Below are 24,509 nucleotides of genomic sequence, written 5' to 3' on the forward strand. Positions count from 1 at the left end.
TTTTTACAACCGTCAATTTAAAATTGCCGATTACTTACGAATGCGGATGAGCTTTTTTGTAAAGCGAATGAAGCTGTTCCGCAGTAATATGAGTGTATCTTTGCGTAGTGGAAACACTTGCATGTCCTAAAAGTTCCTGCACAACTCTTATATCCGCACCGCGTGTTACAAGAGTTGAAGCAAAACTGTGCCTAAAAGCGTGAGGCGAAAGTCTTTTTAATTCGGGCGAAATTTCCACATAACGGTTAATTATATACCTTATACCGCGAATCGTAAGAGGCTTTCCCCTCTTATTTAAAAAGAGCGCATCACGTGTTTTTCCGTCTTCACCCGTTTGCACTTCGCCTTGATGTTTTTTTAATAACATTTTACGCTCTTTTAAATAAATCTTTAAATAATCTTTTGCAAAGTCCGCAAAAAAAACCTTGCGCTCTTTTTTTCCTTTTCCGAAAACTATTGCGGAAGAAAAAGAAAAATCCAAATCTTTTATATCCAACCCTGCAAGCTCCGAAACACGGCAGCCTGTAGAATAAAGAGATGCAAACAAAGCGGCGTCTCTTGCTTCCCATAAAATATTTTTGTTTTCGGGCAGGGCGCAAAACTCCTGAGCTTGAGCCGGAAACATAAACACGGGAAGTTTTAAAGGTATTTTTAAATTACGTAATCCCGTTGCAGGGTTTACCTTTGTTAAATTAAAACGTACCGCATATTTATAAAACCCGCGTAAAACGGAAAGAAGTCTGTTAATTGAAGCGGGCGCAAATTTTTTATCTCCCAATTCAGCGGCAAAAATTCTTATATCGGAAGCGGAAACTTCAAATACTTTTAAATTTAATTCTTTAAGCCACGATTTAAAAATTTGTAAATCGTTTTTATAAGAATTAATTGTCGCCTTTGTAAACTGCCTTACGCCTGCCGTATAAGTAAGATAGTCTTCAAAAATTTTATCCGCTTCTTCCATTTAAAACTTCCTATTCTTCCGACTCATTTACATCTTCTACACCTTCAACTACAGTATGAAGATAATCGCAATCGGGATTTATACAAGCCTTATAGCTTCCGTGTTTTTTATCGTATTTTTCTACCATAAACCAGCCGCACTTGGGACAAACCGCGTTAATGGGTTTAAAGTGCGAAATAAAATCGCATTTCGGAAAATTGGTGCAGCCGTAAAACTCCTTTCCCCTCCCCTTAGACTTACGCGCAATAATATCTCCGCCGCAGCCTTCTCTGGGACACTTTGCAAGCGGAATCGATTTTGTATTTTTACATTCGGGGAATCCTGTGCAGGCAAGGAAAAAGCCGAAACGCCCGAGTTTTTTAACCATCGGTTTCCCGCATTTTTCGCAAACTATATCGGTTTGTTCATCAAGGGAACCCTTAATGCTTTCAACCTTTACCATTGCATCTTCAACCTGCTCTTGAAACGTGCCGTAAAAACTTTTCATCAAATTAGGCCATTCAACCTTATTTTCTTCAACTTCATCAAGCTTGGTTTCCATACCGGCCGTAAAATTTACATCGACTATATCCGAAAAGTTTTTTACTAAAAGAGTGTTTATTATTCTTCCCAATTGAGTAGGAACGAGCTGTTTATTTGAACGGGTAACATAATATCTTTCAAGCAAAACGGAAATAATGGGGGCATAAGTAGAAGGCCGCCCTATTCCTTTTTCTTCCAACATTTTTACAATGCTTGCATCGGTATAACGTGCAGGCCCTTGAGTAAAATGCTGTTCCGGGCGAAGAGTAATTACATTTACCTTATCTCCTATTTTCATAGAAGGAAGAGTCTTTCCTTTTTCGTCTTTTGAAATTAGGGTTTTTGTAACGTTATAAAACCCCTTTTCGGTAACCGAAGTTGAAGAAGCTCGAAAAACCGCATCGCCGACTTCAATTTCATAGCTTGAAGTTTTTGTTTTTGCATTTTTCATTTGACTTGCAACAAAGCGCTCCCAAATTAAGGTATAAAGCCTTAATTGGTCCCTGTTTAAAAATTCTTTTAAGTATGCGGGCGTGTACTCAACGTATGTAGGCCGTATACCTTCATGGGCATCTTGAGCTTTTTTGCCGACCGAATATTCTATATGCTTATCGGGTAAATCCGAAGGATAGTTTTCTTCAATCCATTTACGCACCGCCGTAATTGCAACGTCCGAAATTCTTACGGAGTCGGTACGCATATATGTAATTAAACCGACACGGTTAGCTCCTACGGCTATACCTTCATAAAGCTGTTGCGCTACTTGCATGGTTTTTTTAGATGTAAATCCGATTCTATTTGCCGCGGTTTGCTGCAATGTGGAAGTCGTAAACGGAGGCCTCGGTTTAATTGTTTTTTCCGCCGTTTTAATATCTAAAATTTTTGCAGGAAGAGATTTAAGCTTTTCAATAATTTCTTTAACTTCTTTTTCGTTTTTTAATTCGGGCTTTGCATTTTTATATTTTACCAGCTGCGCTTCAAAAGATGCCTTTCCGTATTTAAAATCGGAATCAAGTGTCCAATATTCGTCCGGAATAAAATTTTCAACTTCAACCTCCCGCTCGCAAATTAAACGCAAGGCAACCGACTGAACTCTGCCGGCCGATAAACCGTTTTTTACTTTTTGCCATAAAAGAGGAGAAAGGCTGTATCCTACTAGTCTGTCCAAAACGCGTCTTGCTTTTTGAGCGTTCACCTTTCCCATATCTATATCGGCAGGATTTTTAACCGCTTCCTGTATTGCCTTAGGTGTAATTTCATTAAATACAATCCGCTTGATGGGAACGCCGCATTCACTTGAAAAAGATTCATGTAAATGAAAGGCGATGGCTTCTCCTTCACGGTCATTATCACTTGCAAGAAAAACGAATGCGGATTTCTTTACTTCTTTTTTTAATTCGCGTAAAATTTTCGCCCTGCCGTGAACGGTAATATATTCGGGCGTAAAATTATTTTGTATATCTATTGCCAATCTTGATTTGGGTAAATCTATTAAATGCCCCATAGAAGCGCGTACAACATAATCCTGTCCCAAATACTTTTCAATCGTTTTCGCCTTTGAAGGAGATTCTACGATAATAAGATATTGGGTCTTGGCTTTTTTATCTTTTACAGCCGTTTTTTTGTTTGTTGTTTTAGCGATTTTTTTTTCATCAAGCGTTTTACTCATAAAAACCTCTTTTTAACCTTTCCTTTATAATTTTAAATCAGTAAACAACGATACCTGTCTGTTGTTTTCATTCAAAGAATATTTCCAATCATTTAAAATGTCCTTTGCACTTGTTATTGCAAGAGCTCCCTGCTCCGCAAGGTTTACACAGCCCTCATTTTGAATCGAATTCAAAAGAGTCTTACAAACATAAACATCTCTGCCCTGTTCCAGAGCAAACTCTCCGGTAATCAAAGCCCCCGATTTTTTAGGAGCTTCGACAATCAGCACGGAACGCGACAGCCCTGAAATAATTCTGTTCCTTTCAGGGAATCTGAAAGCAAGAGGCTCCGTGCCGGGAGTATACTCGCTTAAAATACAGCCGCCCTCTTCCAATATTTTTGCGGCAAGTTTCTTATTGCTTTTAGGATAAATTCCTTCCGGGCCGCAAGCTAAAACCGCAACGGCACTTACTCTTTTAACCTCAGCTTCAAAACAACCGCGATGAGAATAAGTATCTATCCCGTATGCCAATCCCGAAACCACAGGAATACCCAGTTCCGCAAACTCTCTTCCCAAAGACAGAGCCTCCTGTATTCCTTCCCCGGTCGGGCGTCTTGTTCCCACCATAGCAATTGCGGGCAGCTCAGGATTCGGCAAAGTGCCGCGATAAAATATCATAAAAGGAGCGTCGGGTATTTCCCTTAAAAGAGGCGGAAAGTCTTTTTCGTTAAACGAAACGGAACTTATTCCGTACATCTCCATAATTTTTACAGCCTTTTCCGAATACCTTTGAATAAGCTCAGGCTCAAATTTTTTCGGATTTACACGTCTCCCTATAAGCTCCGAAATATCTTTTATAGAAAGTAATGAAAACTCTTCGATTCCGTCAAGTTTTTCCGATAAAAGAAGTTTTTCTCTTCCTCTCAAAAACGAACATTGAGATAAGGCTATGTTTAAAATTTCTTTATCGGATATCTTCATATATCAATTCCCGCTATTCATTCTTTCCTTTATAAGTTTTATATTGTTTTCGGCTTCGGCTTTTTTTTCCGCACTGCTTGTAAGCGAAATAACTTTTTCATACATTTCGACAGCCTTTTCATTATTGCCCGTTACATAATAAGCCCTTCCCAATAAAAGTAAATGCTGTATCGGTTTTTGCTCTCTTTCAACAACGCTTTCCAAAAGCGGAATTGCCTCGTAAGGTTTATTTAATTCAAAAAGATATAAAACCGAAAGAGCGTAAACGGCTTTTGAATATTTCGGGTCAATTTCAATAGCCCGAGTATAGGAAGACACCGCAAGAGCATAGTATCTTTTTTTCTCTATATCCGTTCCCGATAAATCAAAATCAAGCGCATTTTTTGCAACAAGACTTGCAGCCAAACCGGTTTGATAAAACAAGTTTTGATTTTCAGGATAATATTCCAAAGCGGATTGAAAACAGGTTAGGGCTTTTTTATACATTTTTTGGTCCATATACCGCGAACCCAAAATTTTATACCAAATCCCTATTCTGCCTTCCGCAATTATAATATCTTCAACCCTGCGCTCGTACTTTTTTATAGCTTCTTTTAATTCTTCTTCGGTGGTAGGACGGCTGACACCCTCTTCCAATTCCTGAAGCCTTTTTATTCTGTTATTGTAATTACAACCGGAAAAAAAAGCAAGAGAAAAAGCTGCAACAACTAAAAATAAAATTCTTTTTTTCATTATACACTCCTATTTAATTCTTTTTCCATTAAAAAATTTATTATGATACATTTCCAGCGACTTATCTTCGATGTGGGTATACACTTGTGTAGTAGAAATATCGGAATGCCCGAGAAGACACTGAACCGAACGCAAATCGGCACCTCCTGCAAGTAAATGCGTTGCATAAGAATGCCTGAGCGTATGAACCTTAGTTTTAATTCCTGCAAAATTGGAAAGCTCGTTCATTCTTTTCCAAATCCCTTTACGGGTGATACAGCCGCCGTGATTGTTTAAAAACACGGCACCGGCTGTAAGCGTATTTTCGGAATACTTAGGTTTTAATAATTTACATCTGGCTTCCGCAGAATAACGTTTAAGCCAATATTTTGCGGCGCTTCCGAAAGGTACAATACGCTCCTTATTTCCCTTTCCGGTAACCTTAATCAAATCTTCTTCAAAAAAAATATCCTCAAGTTTTAAATTAACGATTTCACTTACACGCAATCCCGCCGAATAAATAAGTTCGAACATCGCCCTGTCGCGGATGTTATTAGGCGTATCCAAAGGAATCGCCGCAAAAAGCTCATCTATTTCTTCAGGCGATAAAACCCGCGGTAAAGTTTTTTCACGACGCGGCCTATCTATACCTTCACTGGGATTATCTTTGCGCACTCCTTCAATCACTAAAAATCTAAAAAAGGAATTAAGGGCCGCTATATCTTTTGCAATCGTTTTTGCCATAATACCCGCTTCCGCTCTGGATAAAATAAACCGAATACAGTCTTCTTGTGAGGCATTTTCAATTTGAATACCTTTAAGCTCTTCCCTAAACAATTGCAAAGTGTTTATATAAGTTTGCGCCGTTGCCTTTGAATGAGATTCCGCAGAGATTAAAAATCCGTAAAATGCGCGAAGCTGTATGTTTGTCAAATTATCTTCCCTTTTTGTTTCTGTAATAAGTCGGAATATCCAAATCCGTTCCGTCTTCCGGAACCTCTACGTTAAAGCTGTATTTTTGTTCGGCAAAATCAGGTTCGGCGGCGGTTTCATACTCTTGCAAAACCGGTTCGGCCGGACGGTTTTTTTCGTTTCTGAGCCCGAGCCCGGAAATAACCGGAGGTTTGGGAGGAGCCGAATTCCCCTGTCTGTTTAAATTGGACCACTGTCCCGATGTAATAAAAGAGTTTCCCGCAGAAGTTTTTTCTTCAACGGGTGACGGAGCCGCTTCGGTAACCTTTCCGAGCTCGAAAAATTCGTTTGAAGGAAATCCAGTTGCAATCAGGGTAACGCTTACCGAATCTCCCATTGAGGGGTCTACGGTTGTACCGAAACATGTTGAAACGTCCGGGTCGGCATTAGCGGTTATAATCCCCATAATTTCCTCAACCTCATGTAAGGTTAAAGTTTCGTTGCCGCAAATATTTACCAAAAGATGTTTTGCTCCCTCTATGCGGGAATCTTCCAATAAAGGATTGTTAATCGCATTTGTCGCGGCGTCCACGGCACGGCTTTGACCGTGCCCCACTCCTACACCCATGTGAGCATTTCCCTGAGAACGCATTGCGGATTGAACATCTGCAAGGTCTACATTTACTTCACCGGGTCTGTAAATTAAATCGGAAATCCCCTGAACGGCTTGACGTAAAACATCATCTACCTTTTTAAAGGCTTCCGGAACCGGTGTTGAAGGCTCAACAAGTTTTAATAAATGCTGATTCGGAATAACAATAACCGCGTCAACGGATTCTCGCAACTTTTGGATTCCGTTTTCGGCAAGTTTCATTCTCGTTTTTCCTTCAAAATTAAAAGGTTTTGTAACAACCGCTACCGTTAATACGCCCTGCTCTTTCGCTATTTCCGCAATTATAGGAGCGGAGCCCGTTCCCGTTCCGCCGCCCATTCCGGCGGTTATAAAAAGCATATCCGAATCTTTTATAGCATTGGCAATCGCTTCCCTGTCTTCAAGAGCGGCCTTTTCACCGACTTCAGGATTTCCTCCGGCACCGAGCCCTCCCGTAAGTTTTGAACCTATAGGAAGCTTTGTAGGTGCATTGGAATAATGCAAGGCCTGCAAGTCCGTATTCGCTACAATAAAATCCACATAGCGCATATCACTTGATAACATTCTGTTTACGGCATTGGAACCGCCGCCTCCCGCTCCTATTACTTTAATTACGGCAGGAGTACCGGGTAAACCGCCGGTATAAGAACCTCCGGTCTTAGTTGATGTCATTGAATCACAATTTTCTCTTTCAAGTATTTCGTAAGACATACCCATATAATTTTCCCTCCCATGTATATTGTCTTAAACGGAATTTTTAAATTCCGACCGTATTTTTTAATATCCCGCTTTTAAAATATTTTAAAACAAATCTTTAAAAAAATCCGAAAATTTTTTAAAAACGGTTTTTGAAGTTTCTCCGCCGTTTGCGGAAACGGATTCCTCCTTATTTTGATTTTCATAAGCGTTCCATACAAGCCCCAATACGGCGGCAAATTCGGGACTTCTATATTCTCCCGTCAAACCGCCAACCGTGGCGGGAACTCCCAAGCGTACGGAAGGCATATTAAAAATTTCGCTTGCCAACTCTACAGTACCCGAAAGTAAGGCGCCGCCGCCGCAAATAACCACGGAACCGGAAAGATGCATTCCCTTAGTAAAAGAAGAAACCTTATCTTTTATAATTGCAAATATTTCGGCCATTCTGGCTTGAAATATTTCGCATATTTCCAACTTGGAAATTTCTTCAGGGCCGCGGCCTGCAACTCCGGGTAAAAGAACCTGCTCATTGGCTTCAATAAAATCGCTCCAACAACAGCCGTTAGATAATTTTATTTTTTCCGCAATATCAAAAGGAATCTTTTTTATTACCGCCAAATCATTTGTAACCTGAATTCCTCCCACCGGAATTGCAGTTGTCATCACCGGCGCCCCGTTTTGCATAACTACAATTTCAGTAGTTCCGGCTCCTATATCTATCAAAATAGAGCCCAATTCCTGTTCATCTCTTGTCATTACCGATTTTACATCTGCAAGACCGTGATGCATAAAACCGTCCACTCGTAAATTCGCACGGTTAACGCACAAAACCATATTTTTAATGGAAGTTACGGAACCTGTTATAATATGAACCTCGGCTTCAAGTCTTACGCCTATCATATTAAGAGGGTCCTTTATATCACGCTGCTTATCTACAGTATAAGATTGAGGAACCACATGAATTATTTCTCTATCAAGCGGAATAACTACCGCCTTTGCCGAATTTATTACCGACTCAATATCGTTTTTATCTATTTCGCGGTTATTTTTTCCCTTATCCCCGCCGCCTTTATAGCTTACGGGAAATACACCGCGAGAATTTAAACCTTCAATATGAGTTCCGCCCAAACCTACCACGCAATGGTCAATGTCCACACCGGACATCATTTCGGCGGATTCAACGGCATTATTTATTCCCCGAACCGTGCTTTCAATATTGGTAATAGACCCCTTACGCATTCCGGTAGATTCGGCAGAGCCTATTCCTATAATTTGGAATCCTCCGGTTTCAAGCTTTTCCGCGACAACCACCCGCGTATTTTTCGTACCTATATCTAATCCGACTATAATATCGCTACTCATTACCGCCCCCGCGTTTTTTATATATTGCATTTGAACCGCGTATATCCAATTCCGAAATATCCTTATCCAACCCAGTATCGCAAGCAACATCTATAAGAAGCAGCATATAACGGAGAGTATCTTCGGTTAAAATTTTACTTGTAATAATCGAAAAACGGGTTTTAACCGGATATATTCTTAAATCATACCCTCCGTATCTTCCCGGCTCTATTTTAATTTCCGAAACCTCATTTAACAAAACGGGCTGTTTTTTTTGCAAAAGGTCTAGTTGAACAAAAAACTCAGTAAGCCTCTTATTTATCTTCATTCCTGCACGCGGATTGTTAAAAGTCAACCCCGTAACAATGGGTAAATTACGGGTAACGGCTCCGGAGCCTATTCTAAAAACAACTCCGTCCTTATCTATTTCCATCGGAACGGTTTTTCCGTTTATTTCGGCAAAAGAAACGGCAACGGGCTGACGCTCCGCCACCTTAATTGAAATTCTGTCCGGGAATTTTTTTTCCACGGTTACGGAGGCAATCAGCGGAGAAGAAACCAGCCTTTTTGAAACTGCGGAAGAATTTATACTAAGCCACTTTACCTCTCCCGATAACCCCGAAAGCTTTTGTATTTCATACGGACTTAAATTTTCGCAGCCTGAAATTTCTATAATCGCCGCAGAGCGCGAAGGCAAAATAATCGCATAAAAAATAACCTCCACGGCCAATGCAATTACAAAAAACATAATAAGAATTTTTATAAGCAGCGGCTTAATTCCGCGTTTTTTTTCCGAACGGAAATTTTTATTTTCAAAATAAATTTCTTCGGAATATTTATCATGCTCCCAAGAGCAAAAAACATCAGCCATTTACCGAACCTCCCTTATTCACATATCCGGACGCATTTAAAATTAAACCGCATAAACAAAATGAAATCACCAAAGATGAACCGCCTGAAGAAAAAAACGGAAGAGGAATCCCCGTTGCAGGCACCAGTTTTGAAACTACGGCGCAATTTAAAAGCGACTGAATTAAAATACTTGTAGTAGCCCCGAAAGCAATGTAAGAGCCGAACCTGTCCTTACATGTAAATGCAATTTTATATCCCAATACCGCAAAAAAGATTAGAAGAAGCATATAGCATGCAACTCCTACAAAACCCATTTCTTCAGCCCAAACCACAAATATAAAATCGGAATATATTTCAGGAACGCTTGCAATTTTTCTTACACCGTTCCCAAGCCCCTGCCCGAAAAGACCTCCGCTTGTAAGAGCATTAAGCGAAGCTTGAATTTGAAAGCCGGAATTCAAGGGGTCTCTTCCCGGGTCTAAAAAAGAAAGTACACGCTCCATTCTATATTCCTTCGTTACAACCATTAAAACCAAAATCGGAATAATACAAACCAAACCTTTTAAAAACCAGCTTATAGGAACACCGGCCGCAAAAAACATTGTTGTTGCGATTATTAAAATAAAAAGCGAAGAAGAAAAATCATTACCCAAATAAACAAATAAAATAAATAAACTCGTAATAAGAAAAGGAGGAAAAATCGAAATTAAAGGGTCTTCATATTTATCATTCTTTTTATCGAAGAAATTTGCCAAAAAAAGCAAAACGGAAAATTTAACCGCTTCGGAAGGCTGAAATTTAAAACCGCCCAACTTTATCCAACGGACAGCCCCGTTGCGCATTTCTCCAAGCCCCGGAATAAAGGGTAAAATGCAAAGTAAAAAGGTAATTATAACAATTGCGGGAAGCATTTTCCTTATTTTTGAAAAATCCATAAACGTAAAAAACAGCATACCCGCCAAACCGACAACCGCATGCTTTGCCTGTTTAATAACAAAATACAATTGGTCGTCAAATATACGCTTGGCATAATGAATCGAGCCTGAATATAAGGTCGTATAACCTACACCGAATAAAAGCAGCACGGTCATTGCAAAAATAAAATCGTGTTTTTCAGGATTGATATTTTTTTTCGCTGCAATATATTTATTCATTCCCCGCCTCCGGTTTTAACACCTCTTCCAATCTCTCAAGCTCCAAGCCCCGCGAACCTTTTAATAAAACAAAATCGCCTTTATTTAAATTTTCTTTAAGCGTATTTTTTAAATTTTCAAATTCGTCCGTTTTAAATATGAACACTCTTTTATTTTTTTTATCGCAGTTTTTTAATACGAAAGCAAATTCATCTCCGAAAAAATAAATTATATCCGCTTCCGAAGATAAGACTTTTTCGGCAATCAGCTTATGACTTGCCTCCGATTCTTTACCCAATTCACGCATCGAGGCTAAAACATAATGCTTAACCCCTTCGGATTTTACCGAATTGCAAAAATCAATCGCCTCGCTCATAGAATCGGGGTTTGCATTATAACAATCAAAAAAACAGGTCGCAAGCCCGCGGATAATCTGAGATCTACCGAACAGAGGCCGCACGGCTTCCAACCCTTTTTTAATTTCACTTGCGGAAAAATTATCTTTTTCCGCCAAAGCGATACACGCCGCAGCATTGTCTATATTGTATTTTCCCGCAAGCGGGAATAAAATTTTTTCGTCTTTGTAAAATATAACGGAGCCTTCCGTTCCGTTCTCTTCTATTTTTTTTATATTGGAATTTTTATCCGCGGAATAAACATAAATCTTTCCGGCGGGAACGCTTTTTAAAAATTCCGTAAACTTACAATCGGGAACAAAGCCTATGCAATTATCCGTAAAATTTGAAAAAATTTCCTTTTTTTCCTCAGCAATTGCCTTTTTCGTGCCGAGAATACCGATATGGGCGGAACCTATGTTTGTAATAATCGCAGCGTTTGGTAAAAGAATATTTGCAAGCTCCGCAATCTCACCTTTTCTATTCATACCGAGCTCGAAAATTCCGACTTCGTGCTCCGGACGTACCGTAAAAACCGAAAGAGGTAGCCCCGTTTCCGAATTTAAATTACCCTTATTTACTGCGGTATTATATTTTAAAGAATAAATCGAAGCTAAAATTTCTTTCGTAGTAGTTTTTCCGCTTGAGCCCGTTACACCTATTTTATAAAGGCTCGGGAATTTCGTTAAATAAAATTTTGATGCCGCCTGAAGAGCATATAAATTGTTTTTTACCGTAATACAGCAAGCGTAATATTTTTTACACAATTTCTCAAGCGTAATCTTATTTTCTTCAAACCTTACATATTCGGTATCGGCAAAAAAACAAACGGCACCGTTTTTTAAAGCGTCTTCAATGTAAATATGACCGTCCTGTTTTTCTCCTCGTAAAGGAACAAAAAGAGAATTGGGCCTTACACCTCTACTGTCGATTACAACGGAGGTAAAACCGTTTACCGGCGAAAAATTAAACAAAATACTTCCGCCGGTACTTTTTACAAGCTCATCAAAAAATAAAAGAGTAAACTCACGATTTAAATTATCCGAATCAAAAGCCATGTTTCTCCTTCGAAATTTCTATACGTAAAATTTCCGCAGACCTAGCTTTCCGCATTTTTAATTCTTCCACAGCAATCCTTTCTATACGCTCAGGCTTCGATAAAATTGAAATACCGGAAATCTTTCTTTTATTTTCTTCGATTATTCTTATCTGTTCCTTATCGTAATCCTTCATTTCCCGCTCTACAGCGGAATATCTTGAAGACTGTAAAACCACAGCGAACAACAAAAGAGGAATCAACATAGTTAACACGACGGCGCTAATTTTTTTCATTTTGAACTCTCCTTACACCCGATTTTTTGAACGGCACGCAGTCTTGCACTGCGTGAAGGAGGATTATTTTTAATCTCCTCTTCCGAAGGCTCAATTCCTTTTTTAGTCAAAACAACAGCCCTGGCCCTTCCCCCACACTTACATATCGGCACATTATCGGGGCAAGTACAGTTTTTTCCCAACTCTCTAAAATATAATTTTACAATCCTGTCTTCAAGAGAATGAAAACTTATAACACCCAATTTACCTCCGGGCTCAAGAGCGGAAAACGCAAGCTCCAAAAGAGACGGAAGTCTGTTTAACTCTTCGTTTACGGCAATACGCAAGGCTTGAAAAGTCTTTGTTGCCGGGTGAAGTTTTCCGTGTCTACAGTTTTGAGGTACGGCATAATAAATACAATCGGCCAAATCTTTTGCAGTTTGAAATCTTACCTCTTCGCGCCTTAAAACTATTTTTGCCGCAATTTTACGGGAATAACGCTCTTCACCGTAATTAAAAATCAAATCCGCCAAAGCCTTAAGCCTTTTCGGAATACGTATTTACAATATCGGCGGCACTTATTTTTGAAGAAGAATTAAGACGCATATCCAACGGTTCGTCCGCAGAAAAAGAAAACCCCCTTCCCGATTCCGTATAATGAAACATTGAAATTCCCAAATCCAAAAGGATAATATCGGGTCTTTGTAAATCTTCAGGATAGTTTTTAAAAAAATCATCGGACCAGCCTAAATAAAATTTTACACGCTCTCCGAAAGGCGACAACCTTTCCTTCGCTTTTTTTTGAATTGCGGCATCGGCGTCTATTCCTACGGCATTAAGATGAGGATATGTTTTTAAAAATGCTTCCGTATGTCCGCCTTCTCCCAATGTTCCGTCTACAAAAAGATTATCGGAACCGGCAGGTTTTAAGATTTTAAGACATTCATCAAGCAATACGGACGTATGAACAATTTTCATATAAACTATAAACCGATTGTACCTAAGCCTTCGGCAGCTTCCAAAAAGCCGGACTCGCTCTCCTTCAAATAATTTTCATATTTTTTTTCGTCCCACAATTCAAAATACTTTGAAAGCCCTAAAATTATACAATCCTTTTCGAGCCCAGCATATTCCCGTAAACTCTGCGGAACCGAGAGTCTTCCGGTCTTGTCAAATTCTATTTCCTGTGCCGGCGCAATTAACCTTCTTGTAACAATACGAGACTCGGTTTTGAATAATGAAGCCTTAGCCATAATTTCGTCGGAAAGTTTTTGCCATTCTTCGGGAGTAAAAAGCCAAAGACAGCTGTCGATTCCGCGCGTTATAATAAGGCGCGCTTCGGGTAATCCTGAACGTATTTTAGCAGGAAACATAATTCTACCTTTTTCATCGAGAGTATTCTTATATTCGCCTGTCATAACGCAGTTTACCACTTTATTCCACCTTTTGCCACTTTTCGGCACTTGTTTACATTTTATCACAAAATTTAAGAATGTCAAGTATTTTTTATAAAAAAAGTGAAAAAAATACAAATTTTTTGTAAAAAAAATGCAAAATTAAGAGAAAATCGTCTGTAAATTCGATAAAAAAGAGAGAGCCGATAATTTTTTTTAACTTTTAAGTGTTTTAAATTTATTATAGGTTAATTTAAAAATAGGAGACGCTCTATACTTAAAAGTCCGTCGTTTATGACAGCCGTTTTATAATACCGTCCGTTAGAGCCTCAAGGCCGGAGACGCTCTCGGTTAAGTATAGGTGAGGTTCGATTTGCTCCAATTCCAAAAGAAGGAAATTGTCGTTTTCGTCTTTTAAGTAATCAACCCTCATATAAAGGGGAAGGCTTTCCAACTTTGAAAGTATGTTTCGGATAAAAGATTTTTCTTTTTCGGAAGTTTGTACGGAAGTTGAGGAGCCGCCGAAATGTTTATGAATTAAAAAACCGCCCTTTGCCGGAGTTTTTTTCACAGTTAATGTTATTTTTCCGTCTATGACTATTGAAGAGTGCTCGCCGAAAGTTTCAATTGAAGAAATATATTTTTGAATTAAAGGAAGTTTTCCTTTTCCGATAATATCCGAGCAAGCGGCTTTTATCTTTTCTTCTTCATCTATTGAATATCTGTAAGTATCTTTTCCGCTTGCACTGATATTCGGTTTTATAACTACTTTTTTCCATTCCGAAGGAATATTGAGGTTATTAAGGTTATCAGCCGTAACGGTAGGCGTGATTTTAATTCCGGTTGTTTGTAAATCAAGTAAATACCGCTTATCGGAATTTTTTTCAATAATGTCGAGCGGATTATATAATAATGAAGAGTTTTCTATTTTTTTCATTTGCCGCAAAAATTCGGTAAGACGGCCGTCGTAATCCCAACAGGAGCGGATTATAGCCAAGTCATATTCGGAAAAATCCGTTGAGGTATCGCTCCAAACCGTAATATCGGCAAGGTATCCCCTGTTTTGCAGCTCGTTTTGTAAAAGTAAATCGTCTTTTGTAGGCTGTTTTTTATATTCGCCGCTTACCAAGATAGCAATTTTTTTTCTTTTCATTTTTAACCCCTCCCAGTATATTCAAAGCCTATAAACTTAAAAGTATATCTAAAAAAAGACGAAGCTGCAAGCCTTTTAAATATGGATAACCTTTAAACTGTATGCTTATTAAAAACCGGCAGCGTTACGTGCTTCCGCCAACTGTTTTAAAGCTTTTATATAACAGGCCTTTCTCATAGTAACCTTATATTCTTCTTTTAAATTCCATACAAAATCAAAGGCTTTTTTAATTTTTTCACATAGGCGGTTATTTACTTCTTCTTCACTCCAATAAAAGCCCTGTAAATTTTGAACCCATTCAAAATACGAAACAATTACCCCTCCGGCATTTGCAAGTATATCCGGAACTATAATAATATCTTTATTCTGTAAAATAATATCCGCTTCCGGGCTTACAGGTCCGTTTGCGGCTTCAACTATTATAGGAGCCTTTATTTTCTCGGCATTTAATTCGGTAATTTGATTTTCCAAAGCGGCGGGAATTAAAATATCGGTTTCAAGTTCCAAAAGCTCGGCGGAAGAAATATGCTTAAAATCGCCAGTCAAAGTATCAAGCCTTTTTTTATTTTTTATATGAGCCGTAACGGCTGGAATATCGAGTCCGTTTTCATTATAAATTGCTCCCGAACTGTTGCCCGCAGCAATAATTTTAGCACCTTCTTTAAACATAAGTTCCGCCGTAACACCGCCTGCGTTTCCCAAACCCTGAATAACAACCCTCTGTCCTTTTAAAGTTTTATTTAAACGTTTTAATACTTCAATACAGGCAACCGTAACTCCGCGGCCTGTAGCTTCAGCCCTTCCGAGAGAACCGCCTAAAGCAACAGGCTTGCCCGTTATAACGGCAGGCGTAAACTCGCCGACCGCCGCACTATATGTATCGGCAATCCAAGCCATAATTTTCGCATTTGTACCCACATCGGGTGCAGGAATATCAATATGGGGGCCGATAAATTTGGCTATCCGTCTTGCATACCCGCGGGTTAATTTTTCAAGCTCGTTTTCCGAAAGTTCCGAAGGGTTCACGGATATACCGCCCTTGCCTCCTCCGTAAGGAATATCGGCAACGGCACACTTAAAAGTCATCCATGCCGAAAGAGCGCGGACTTCATCAATATCCACATCTTTATGAAACCGTATGCCGCCCTTTGCGGGGCCTCTTAAAGTAGAATGTTGAACTCTATAGCCGTTAAATACCTTTACACGGCCTGAGTCCATAACTACCGGTATGGAAACATGAAGCTCTCTTTCGGGGCTGAGCAAAGTAATATAATCGTCTTCTTTTAAACCTGCCGTTTTTGCGGCATCTTCTATAGTTAAAACGAGTTTTTCGTAAGTATTTCCCATAAAATTCCTCATTACAAAAGTTTTAAATTCTTAAGGAGCTTCCCCTTATGCATATCCAAAACCTTACGGACTTTCTTACAGTTAAAGAAAACGATTTCGGCCGCAGGTATTGAAAAGGTAAAACATAAAATTTAACCGGAAATTATGTATATTCTAAGGGTATCGGAGAATATACGTGTGAAATGCATAAGAAAACTTGACAAAATCTTATACAACAGCACAAGGAGCAATATTCCGGAAAAATATAAATGTAAACACGATAAATTCTTGCAGGTAACTCCGTATCCAGGCGGAGCACTGCACGGACAAAGACGGGCGTCTTTACCCTCATAGTCATTGGCAGGTCTTACGGCTCGGAGGTCATCGCTTGTTTCCGCCTTCCCGGGCTATATTTAAATATCCCAGTGGCAATTTTGAAAACACGCTATCTCCTTACGTCAGCCGGACTGCTCAGGACTTTCACCTGATTCCCTTTTCACCGCTTCCCTTAAGAAACGGCACCAAGACCGAAATCGCTGTAATAATACTACCCGATTATTACACCGTTGTCAACCTCCTGAATCAAATCCGCAACCGATAAACTCAAATTAAGGTACGCTTCCCCTTCCCGTTAATTTTTTTTAAACACTCTGATACGGTTATCTAAAAAATCGGAAAGAACTATTGTTTTGCCGTCGGGAGAAATATCCAAACCCGTCGGCTGGTTTCCCGCTTCTACGCTTTCAATGCGGGTAAGGGTTTCGGTATCAATAATATCCAGTCTCCCCATTACATAGCCTTTATACAAATAGCCCTTATCGGGATTATTTGGCCCTCGGCATGAAACATATAAAAACTTTCCGTCAGGCGAAAGCTGAATAGTATTGGGGTGGCTGAAAACCTTTACAGTTTTTATAAGGCTCTCGTCTTTAAGAGAATAAACTTCTATAACCGCATTAAGCATATCCGAAACATAAAGCCGTCCCTGTTTATAATCCGTAACAATATGCCTTTTTGCACCTTTCATTCCCGATTCCGAAACGGTTTTAAAAGTGTCAAGCTCTTTTTTTATAAGGCGGCAATTTGAATTCCCCGCAGCATCTTCAAACTGAGCGCAATAGATAAATTTACCGTCTTCCGAAAAAGCCATTCCGCGCGGAACCGCCTTAGTTTTAATTTTTTTTTCTTCGCTGTAAGTTTCAGTATTTATTACGCTTATATCGAAGGTTTGCCAATTACTTAAATAAACCCTGTCGGTTAATGGGTTATAAGCCATAACCTTGCTCCATTTGCCGCTCGTTTTAACTGCGGTTTTATATTCAAAGGTTGTAAGATTAAAAACATGAATTAAAGCCGTAGGCATCTGACTTATCCAAAGTTCATTTTTATTTTTTAATACAAGGGCTTCTACAAAGCCGAGTTTTTCCGCATACTCTTTAGGAGGAGAAATTCTCTTTTTTTCTCCGGTTTCGATATTGATAATATCCGCTCCGTTTCCGTCGAGAAGGGCTACGGCAACGGTATCGGAATTTACAAAGGTTACGCTTTTAGGCTGCCTTCCCGTAGGAAAAAAAGCTTTCGTATCGAATTTTGACTCTTTCCGTGATAAGATTGCAAGAGCCTTAAGTGAAAAAGGAGCTTTTAAGTCCGCCGTTTTTCCAACATCGTTTTTTAACCTTATAAGCTCATCGGTTAAATTTACCGTACGGAATCCTTTATTTTTAACTTCAATAGCGGAAGCGGAATCTTTAAGTATAAGACGCACCTTTGCAAGAGTATTATCCTTTTCCAGCACTAAGGGTTTAACCGTTTTGCCGTCAACAAAAAATTCGGTTCCCGTAAAGGGCTGAACAATTAAATCAAAATTAAATTCCGCAAAAACGGAAAAGGTAAAAAGAAAAAAAACAAAGCTCAGTTTTTTCTTTATTTTTTGCATAAACTAATTCCTTTCTCCCAATAATTGCTTTAATTCCAAAATTTCCGAAGCCATAGCGGAGCGCTGCATAGATTGATATTTTTTCGGAATCATTTCCTTACTTGTACTTTCTATTGCCGCAACCAAATTTTGTAATTCAATTTCATTAGGGTATGAGGGCGGAATAAAATCGGCTATAATTTCTTCCAAGTCCTTTTGATGTATCATTGCCCGCCCTTCTACCGTGGCGCTCATTTTCGCCCGAACTAAAATCGCTTCAATATCGGCGCCTGAAATATCGAATTTAATCTTTTTTATAATTGCGGGAAAATTGACTTCATGCGTTTTAATTTGCAGTTTACGCTGTAAGGTTATAAATAAATCCAATTTTTCGGCATCGTTTTCAGGATAAAACAAGGCAAGGTGCTCTTCCGCCCTGCCCTGTCTCTTTAAGTCTATCGGAATTAAATCCGGACGGCAAGTTATTAAAAACCAAATTATTTTGCCGCGATATTCCGTATTGCCCATAAAATTTGCAATTTGAGCAAAAACTCTGGCGGAAGTACCTGAAATATCGTTGGTTGTTCTGTTACCCAAAACTACGTCCGCTTCATCAATCATAACAGCAACCGGCGACATTGCCTTTAAAATATTTAAAACTTTTTCAAGATTCGATTCCGTAGCACCCTGCCACTGAGAGCGGAAATTTAAAAGACGCACCATCGGAATACCTATTTCACCTGCAAAGGCGGAAACTATAAAGGTCTTTCCCGTACCTATCGGGCCTGAAATTAAGTAGCCCATCGGAAGGACATCGTTTCTTGCCCTTTGCAAGGCCTTTGCGGCAAATTTAAACCGTTTTTTTACAAAATCGTGCCCCGAAACAAGGGATAAGTCGTATTCCGTATCTATAAATTCCAAAAGACCGAGGGCTTCATTACGTATTATTTCCCGTTTTCTTTTTGCCAAATGCTCAAACGTTATGGGACAATCGTCCTGATAAGATTCAGCCGCAATTTGGTGTATATTCATTAAGTTTAAACCGGATGTTAAAACGCCCATACGTTGAGCGGTTAAACTTCTTTCGGTTAAAAGAATTTCTTCCTGATTTTGAAGATATTCTAAAAATTCTATACGGGTATCGGTATCAGGCAAGGGAATACAAACCTTTATAGTGGAAGGAGCTGCCGTAAGACGCGGATTTAAATCGGTTAAATTTTCGGTCATCATTATAATTGAAATATCTTCGCGGGTAAATGAAGGCTCGTGAGACCATCTGTTTAAGGTTACAAAGCAATACCTGTCGGTTTCACTCAAGCTGCCTATATCGTCCGCAGGAATAATAGTTTCGGCATAATCGATTATAAGCACAATGCGTAAATCTTTTCCGAAGTTAAGAACAAAATAGCGTTCCAAATAAGAAAAGGCAAGACGCGGGTCGGAGGAGATAAAGTCTTCCAAAGGAACATCGGGAAAAACCCTGTGCATTTCCTCAAGATAAGCCTTATACATAGCCTCGGTACAAAAGGAAATGCCTCCCGATTTATCGTAGTAAACAATTATGTTTTTATTCCCGAAAATTACCTCCGAAATATAGTCGCGTATTTTGACGAAAAGAAAACTTCCCGCAAAACCCGCCGCCTGGTGGGGCAAAAAATCTCTTATATTTCCGTGAACAAAATAAAGGTTGGCCGTCTTTGAACAATACTTTATTGAAAGCTCTTGCGCCCAACCCGGTAATTCCTGTATATAACCGCTGTTTTCTTTTATCAGCTGTTTCCCTGCCATAACCCCTCCCGAGAGCTACATAATACAACAAAAGGGTAAAATTTTCAAGATAAAGGCATAATTCCAACGGCATCTTTTAACTTATAGAACCGTTTATATTATCTTTTAATCGTATTTTTTTTAAGGATTCCTCATCTATAGAACTATTTTCCGCTATATGCTATACTCTAATTTAATTATGGAAATTACTTTTAAAGACCTGGAACTTGACGAAATAGTTTTACAGGCAATTGAGGCAAAGGGTTTTGAAGAGCCTACGCCTATTCAAATTTTGGCAATACCGCGCCTTCTTTCGGGGGACGCAAATGTTATTGCAAAGGCAAGGACGGGGACGGGAAAAACGGCGGCTTTCGGACTTCCGCTTGTACAGGAATTGCGCTCCGATACCGGAAAGGTGAGAGCTTTAATTTTAGTGCCTACGCGGGAACTCGCAGTTCAGGTAGCTGCGGAAGTGGAATCGTTCAGAATAGAAAAATATCCGCGCATTACCGTTGTTTACGGAGGCGCTCCAATAGGACAGCAGCTGCGTAACTTAAAAAGCGGAACCGAAATAGTAGTAGGAACTCCGGGCCGTGTAATGGACCACATCGAAAGAGGTTCTCTTAAACTTGAAAACATAGAATACTTTATTTTAGATGAAGCCGACGAAATGCTCAATATGGGTTTTATAGAAGATATAGAAAATATTTTCGGCCATGCAAATCCTGAAGCCAGAGTATTGATGTTTTCCGCAACAATGCCTAAACAAATCCTTTCCATCGCTTCCGATTTTATGGGCGATTATGAAATTGTAGAAGAAGAACACAAGGAAGAAGAGGCATCTCTTACCGAGCAATTTTTTTGGCTGGTTCGCGAGGGCGATAAAACGGAAGCCCTAGTCCGTTTAATAGATACAACGCCCGACTTTTACGGTCTTGTATTTTGCCAAACAAAGGTGGACGCCGATGCCGTAGCAAAAGAACTTGATGAAAGGCATTACGAAGCGGCCGCCCTTCACGGCGACATTCCGCAAAGTCAGAGGGAAAAAATTCTCGATAAGTTTAGAGCAAAAAAAACTCGTATTTTGGTTGCAACCGATGTTGCCGCCCGAGGAATAGACATTGAAGGAATCACACACGTTGTAAACTACGCAATTCCATACGACGGCCCTACTTATACTCACCGTATAGGAAGAACGGGAAGAGCGGGTGCGGAAGGAACGGCGGTAAGTTTTATCCGTCCGAGCGAAATAAGACGCATCGAGTATTTAAGAAAACATGCACGCGGCGAGTTAAAAGAAGGAAAAATACCTTCTATAGAATCGGTAATAGAAACAAAACGGACACGTATTTTAAAAGAAACCGCGGCGCAAATCGAAAAATTATCTTTTGAAGAAAAACCGGAACAGGGATTTACGGCCTTTGCAAACAAACTTACGGAATATGCCGATTCCCAAACAGTCTTGGCATTTATCCTTCAAATGCAATACGGAAAATTTCTTTCACCGTCTCATTATAAAACAATTAAACCCGTAAAACCTGAGGGAAGAGGCGGAAAGAAAGGAAAAAAACTTGACGAGGACAGCCTAAGGCTTTATATCGGCGCGGGCAGAAGGGACGGAATTACAAAAAGACGTCTTGCCGAGCTTTTAAGTTCTCTTTTATCCATACCTGAAAGACTTGTAGACGATATAGAAGTTACCGATAAATTTTCTCTTGCAACCTTACCTAAAAATGCCGCAAATGACGCTTTGCGTCTTTGCAAAAAAAAGCGGGGGCTTCCCGATATGCATATAGACGTAAAAAGCTCCTCTTCGAATTTTTCAGATGAAAGAAAACCCGGCTTCCGCTCTAAAATGCGTAAACACGACAGCGTAAACCGTAAATCCTCATCTTCGGATTTTTCTACAGGTAAACGCAAGCATTCCGAAAAAAGGAAAAACAATAAAAGCGATACCGGCAAGGCGGAAAGATACAAAAAAAGATAAATTTTAATAAAGTAAAAAAAAGTTCCACCTTAACCTGAACGGTTAAAGTGAAACTCTATATGCGGCCTCTAAAAACTGCGGTTTTTAGAGGAGACGCAATTTTAACGGTTTAATTAAAAAACGGTTTGCTCCGAAACGGGTGTTTCAAGAGCTTTTAACGATTTTTCAACCAAAGCACGTCTTAAGCTTTTTTCATCGGCTTCATTCATTTTGGGGTCTCCGAGCGGGTGCGGAATAGCTACCGCCGGAACGATTCGGTTAGCTCCTACAGTTTTGGAAATAGGAACAACAGTTGCAATATGTACTACCGGGAGAACTCTCTCGATTTCTTTAACCATCGTTGCACCGCAACGAGTACATGTACCTCACGTAGAGGTAAGAATTACAGCCTGCACTCCGTCGTTTACTAACTTTTGAGCAATTTCTTCGGCAAATTTTTTAGAGCTTTTTACGGCAGTACCGTTACCTACAGTGGTGTAATACTTGTCGTGCAGCTTTCCGATTTTGCCTTCCTTTTCCATATCGCGTAATACGTCAACGGGAAGAACTCTGTTGGGATTGGCATTGCAATATGTCGGGTCATATCCTCCGTGAGCCGTTTCGCTGTCGGCGGAAGAAAGTTTAGCCATACCTGCAATGGAGTATTCTCCGTAGTGTGAAGCATTTGAAGCCTCAATGTGGTCCGGATTTCCCTTGGGAACAACACCGCCTGAAGTTACCAAAGCGATTTTAGCCTTGGAAATATCTTTTACGGCTGCAAAGGGAGGAACTCTGTCGAAAACGGGCATAGGATATTCGGTTACGAATTCTTCACCCTTAATTTTCTTTAAGAGCATATCAACCGCGCGTTTTGCACCGCGCTCTTCGGCAAAATAGTTTTCACGTACACCCTTAGGTAATAAACCTTCTTTTTCGGGGCAGCAGATTTTTTCACCTGTAAGCACTTTTTTTGCAATAGCTCCCATTGCGGGAACAGCTTCGCGCATACCTACCGCCGAATTCTTAGTTTTTACCGTGTACATAAAGGGTCTGAACACATCGTATCCGGGGTTTTCCTCGTACAAACCTGAAACGGCGGGAATTCCCATTTCAAAAGCGGCTTTTGCGGCATTACCGCAAGCCATTCCGTAGCGTCCGGCATTAAAACCGGGACCTGCAACTAAAAGGTCGGCCTTTGTTTCTTCAAGCACTTTTTTAACGAATTTAATACACTCTTCTTCGTGTTCGTTAAAATAGTTATCACCGCAGATAATGGTTTTTACTATTTTTCCGGCATCTCCTACAGCACCTTGGAGTCCGGCTCCGGGACCTGCCGTACCGTCGATTACTTCCGGTTTGTAGTCAGCCATGTCTTCTCCGCCCTTACCGGCAAAGAATTGGTTTAAATAATGAACAATTACTTTACTCATAGCTTAACTCCTTATATTCCTCTTGCCGTAAGATAGTGAAATCCGAGCTCATTTGTAGCACCGGTAATAACCTGAATCTCGGCTTCAATTGTTCCGTCGGCATGTAAACTTCCGTCCCAACCTCCGGCTATTACGTTTGCCTGCTTTGCATCTCCGATAACGGTTTTCATCGGAGGAAGTTTTACAACTTGATTTGCATTTCCGTTGGAAACTACGGCATTTCCTAAGGGGTGTGAATCTGCAAGAGATTGACTTGCTCCGTCCTGACCGGCATATTCGTCGGTTACAAGAACCGTTTTAATACCGAGTTCTTCGATTTTTCGGCAATTCATAATTAAGTCCGCATCGGGGTTTCCGAAACCTTCTTCGGAAACGATAACCGCATCGCAGCCTAATTGCTGAGCCATTTTTGCCGAAAGATTTGAAGAGCGTTCCTTGTCTGCAAGGGTAACGTTTTCGTTTGTAATAATTACACCCATAAAGTTAATATCTTTTCCGTGCCTTTTAAAAAGCTCGTGAATAATGGGGCTGTTCTGGTGAACATAGGTGGGGTTTTTATCGCATGCGGAAACGCAGTTACCGCTTACAATAGCACCGTCCATAACTTCCGTGGGGTACATAAATGTAGGAAGAATTTGCTTTACATCGATACCGTAGTAGTAAGTATCGTGCAGCAATCCCTGACTTTGAAGCATGTAAACATATCCTACCTTGGGAAGATTGGGATATTGCTTAGCCTGCTCTACGAAGGGAAGAGTTTCATAAGTTTCCGTAGAAGCGGGTTTTACATTGCGTGAGGCTTCACCCAAATAACGGGCTGTTTTTAAGCCCATAAGGCGCAAAGCTTTTTCTTTAACGGCGCGGGTAACATCGTCTTGAATTTTGCAGTCAACAACCAAGTTTACCGTTTTTGAAAACGGTGTGTATTCGGCGCCCGGGCCTGACATATCAATAATACCTTCCTGAAAACCTACAACGGTTCCGGTGGTAACAACAGCAGCACCCCTTAATACATGGGTTTTACCTGCTCCTACAACAGCCTCTTCGCCCGTAAAAAATCCGGGGAAGCAAACTCCTGAACCTTCCACCTTACATCTCGGTTCAAGAACATCTTTTACCGGAATGATTCTGGTGTTGTCGCCGGGTTTTGCAATATGCAATTCTACACCGGTTACAAGAGGGTCTTCTTTAATAAGAGCCTCAAGTTCAGCTTTGTTTACTTCAAGGCATGTTCCGTTAACGGCTGTTTTGTTTCCAAATTTCATGTCGTTAATGGGGATAATACCTAATTCAAGTTTCACTTTTGACCTCCTGATAATAGTCAATAGGTTGATTACTCTGTACCGCATTATATCAGGAATTCAAAATATAGTCAATGAATAAAAAAAGTGTTTTTACGTAAAACGTTTTTGTTCTTAAATTAAAATTTAAACCTTG

Annotated in this window: 19 protein-coding genes, 1 pseudogene and 1 riboswitch; of the genes and pseudogenes, 1 reads left to right on the forward strand and 19 read right to left on the reverse strand. The window is 39.9% G+C overall.

Annotated elements, in window-relative coordinates; genetic code table 11:
• Positions 1 to 34: 34 nt before the first annotated feature.
• The 17 genes and pseudogenes from DYQ05_RS10030 to DYQ05_RS10110 all read right to left on the reverse strand — a co-directional run bounded on the left by DYQ05_RS10030 (position 35) and on the right by DYQ05_RS10110 (position 19,697).
• The gene (locus DYQ05_RS10030; RefSeq protein ID WP_020965884.1) at positions 35 to 961 is read right to left on the reverse strand and encodes a tyrosine recombinase XerC; all 927 of its coding nucleotides are present in this window, start codon (positions 959 to 961) and stop codon (positions 35 to 37) included.
• A gap of 10 nt (positions 962 to 971) precedes the next feature.
• Positions 972 to 3,152 carry a type I DNA topoisomerase gene (gene topA / locus DYQ05_RS10035; RefSeq protein WP_024468694.1) on the reverse strand — a complete coding sequence of 727 codons (2,181 nt, stop codon included), beginning with the start codon at positions 3,150 to 3,152 and terminating at the stop codon, positions 972 to 974.
• Between the two features lie 24 nt (positions 3,153 to 3,176).
• Positions 3,177 to 4,115 (reverse strand): DNA-processing protein DprA, encoded by a 939-nt coding sequence (gene dprA, locus DYQ05_RS10040; protein WP_194075550.1) that lies wholly within the window; start codon positions 4,113 to 4,115, stop codon positions 3,177 to 3,179.
• Positions 4,116 to 4,118: 3 nt separating this feature from the next.
• Positions 4,119 to 4,847, reverse strand: coding sequence for a tetratricopeptide repeat protein (locus tag DYQ05_RS10045; RefSeq protein ID WP_206183369.1), 729 nt, complete (start codon positions 4,845 to 4,847; stop codon positions 4,119 to 4,121).
• 9 nt (positions 4,848 to 4,856) lie between these two features.
• On the reverse strand, positions 4,857 to 5,759 hold the full coding sequence (locus DYQ05_RS10050; RefSeq protein ID WP_206183370.1) for a site-specific tyrosine recombinase: 903 nt from the start codon (positions 5,757 to 5,759) through the stop codon (positions 4,857 to 4,859).
• A 1-nt stretch (position 5,760) separates the two neighbouring features.
• On the reverse strand, positions 5,761 to 7,062 hold the full coding sequence (gene ftsZ / locus DYQ05_RS10055) for a cell division protein FtsZ (RefSeq protein ID WP_051150710.1): 1,302 nt from the start codon (positions 7,060 to 7,062) through the stop codon (positions 5,761 to 5,763).
• A gap of 129 nt (positions 7,063 to 7,191) precedes the next feature.
• Positions 7,192 to 8,451, reverse strand: a complete 1,260-nt coding sequence (gene ftsA / locus DYQ05_RS10060) for a cell division protein FtsA (RefSeq protein ID WP_024468690.1) — start codon at positions 8,449 to 8,451, stop codon at positions 7,192 to 7,194.
• Positions 8,444 to 9,301 carry a cell division protein FtsQ/DivIB gene (locus tag DYQ05_RS10065; protein WP_206183371.1) on the reverse strand — a complete coding sequence of 286 codons (858 nt, stop codon included), beginning with the start codon at positions 9,299 to 9,301 and terminating at the stop codon, positions 8,444 to 8,446. The genes ftsA and DYQ05_RS10065 overlap by 8 nt, the downstream gene beginning before the upstream one ends.
• Positions 9,294 to 10,436 (reverse strand): putative lipid II flippase FtsW, encoded by a 1,143-nt coding sequence (gene ftsW, locus DYQ05_RS10070; RefSeq protein WP_024467229.1) that lies wholly within the window; start codon positions 10,434 to 10,436, stop codon positions 9,294 to 9,296. Before ftsW ends, DYQ05_RS10065 begins: the two co-directional genes overlap by 8 nt.
• Positions 10,429 to 11,868, reverse strand: a complete 1,440-nt coding sequence (locus tag DYQ05_RS10075) for a UDP-N-acetylmuramoyl-tripeptide--D-alanyl-D-alanine ligase (protein ID WP_024468689.1) — start codon at positions 11,866 to 11,868, stop codon at positions 10,429 to 10,431. The genes ftsW and DYQ05_RS10075 overlap by 8 nt, the downstream gene beginning before the upstream one ends.
• Positions 11,858 to 12,142, reverse strand: coding sequence for an FtsB/FtsL family cell division protein (locus tag DYQ05_RS10080; protein WP_024465222.1), 285 nt, complete (start codon positions 12,140 to 12,142; stop codon positions 11,858 to 11,860). The genes DYQ05_RS10075 and DYQ05_RS10080 overlap by 11 nt, the downstream gene beginning before the upstream one ends.
• Positions 12,139 to 13,099: pseudogene (rsmH, locus tag DYQ05_RS10085) on the reverse strand (16S rRNA (cytosine(1402)-N(4))-methyltransferase RsmH). Before rsmH ends, DYQ05_RS10080 begins: the two are co-directional and overlap by 4 nt.
• A 5-nt stretch (positions 13,100 to 13,104) precedes the next feature.
• Positions 13,105 to 13,539 (reverse strand): division/cell wall cluster transcriptional repressor MraZ, encoded by a 435-nt coding sequence (mraZ, locus tag DYQ05_RS10090; RefSeq protein ID WP_024465221.1) that lies wholly within the window; start codon positions 13,537 to 13,539, stop codon positions 13,105 to 13,107.
• Positions 13,540 to 13,807: 268 nt separating this feature from the next.
• Positions 13,808 to 14,668, reverse strand: coding sequence for an ATP-grasp domain-containing protein (locus tag DYQ05_RS10095; protein ID WP_024467226.1), 861 nt, complete (start codon positions 14,666 to 14,668; stop codon positions 13,808 to 13,810).
• Positions 14,669 to 14,776: 108 nt separating this feature from the next.
• Positions 14,777 to 16,015 (reverse strand): Glu/Leu/Phe/Val family dehydrogenase, encoded by a 1,239-nt coding sequence (locus DYQ05_RS10100; protein ID WP_206183372.1) that lies wholly within the window; start codon positions 16,013 to 16,015, stop codon positions 14,777 to 14,779.
• Positions 16,016 to 16,336: 321 nt separating this feature from the next.
• A riboswitch (cobalamin riboswitch) is annotated at positions 16,337 to 16,535 on the reverse strand.
• A 90-nt stretch (positions 16,536 to 16,625) separates the two neighbouring features.
• Positions 16,626 to 17,921 (reverse strand): YncE family protein, encoded by a 1,296-nt coding sequence (locus DYQ05_RS10105; protein WP_024467224.1) that lies wholly within the window; start codon positions 17,919 to 17,921, stop codon positions 16,626 to 16,628.
• 12 nt (positions 17,922 to 17,933) lie between these two features.
• Positions 17,934 to 19,697 carry an ATP-binding protein gene (locus DYQ05_RS10110; RefSeq protein ID WP_206183373.1) on the reverse strand — a complete coding sequence of 588 codons (1,764 nt, stop codon included), beginning with the start codon at positions 19,695 to 19,697 and terminating at the stop codon, positions 17,934 to 17,936.
• Positions 19,698 to 19,875: 178 nt separating this feature from the next.
• On the opposite strand from DYQ05_RS10110, the gene DYQ05_RS10115 reads away from it, so the two are divergent.
• Complete coding sequence (locus DYQ05_RS10115; RefSeq protein WP_194075560.1) at positions 19,876 to 21,663, forward strand: DEAD/DEAH box helicase; 1,788 nt, start codon at positions 19,876 to 19,878, stop codon at positions 21,661 to 21,663.
• 113 nt (positions 21,664 to 21,776) lie between these two features.
• Here the strand turns inward: DYQ05_RS10115 and grdB are convergent, their stop codons facing one another.
• Together grdB and DYQ05_RS10130 are read right to left on the reverse strand one after the other, a co-directional pair.
• On the reverse strand, positions 21,777 to 23,072 hold the full coding sequence (grdB, locus tag DYQ05_RS10125) for a glycine reductase complex selenoprotein B (protein ID WP_080653126.1): 1,296 nt from the start codon (positions 23,070 to 23,072) through the stop codon (positions 21,777 to 21,779).
• A gap of 11 nt (positions 23,073 to 23,083) precedes the next feature.
• Complete coding sequence (locus tag DYQ05_RS10130; protein WP_024465219.1) at positions 23,084 to 24,373, reverse strand: glycine/sarcosine/betaine reductase component B subunit; 1,290 nt, start codon at positions 24,371 to 24,373, stop codon at positions 23,084 to 23,086.
• Positions 24,374 to 24,509: the final 136 nt, after the last annotated feature.

The organism is Treponema pedis (assembly GCF_017161325.1).
GTDB lineage: Bacteria > Spirochaetota > Spirochaetia > Treponematales > Treponemataceae > Treponema_B > Treponema_B pedis.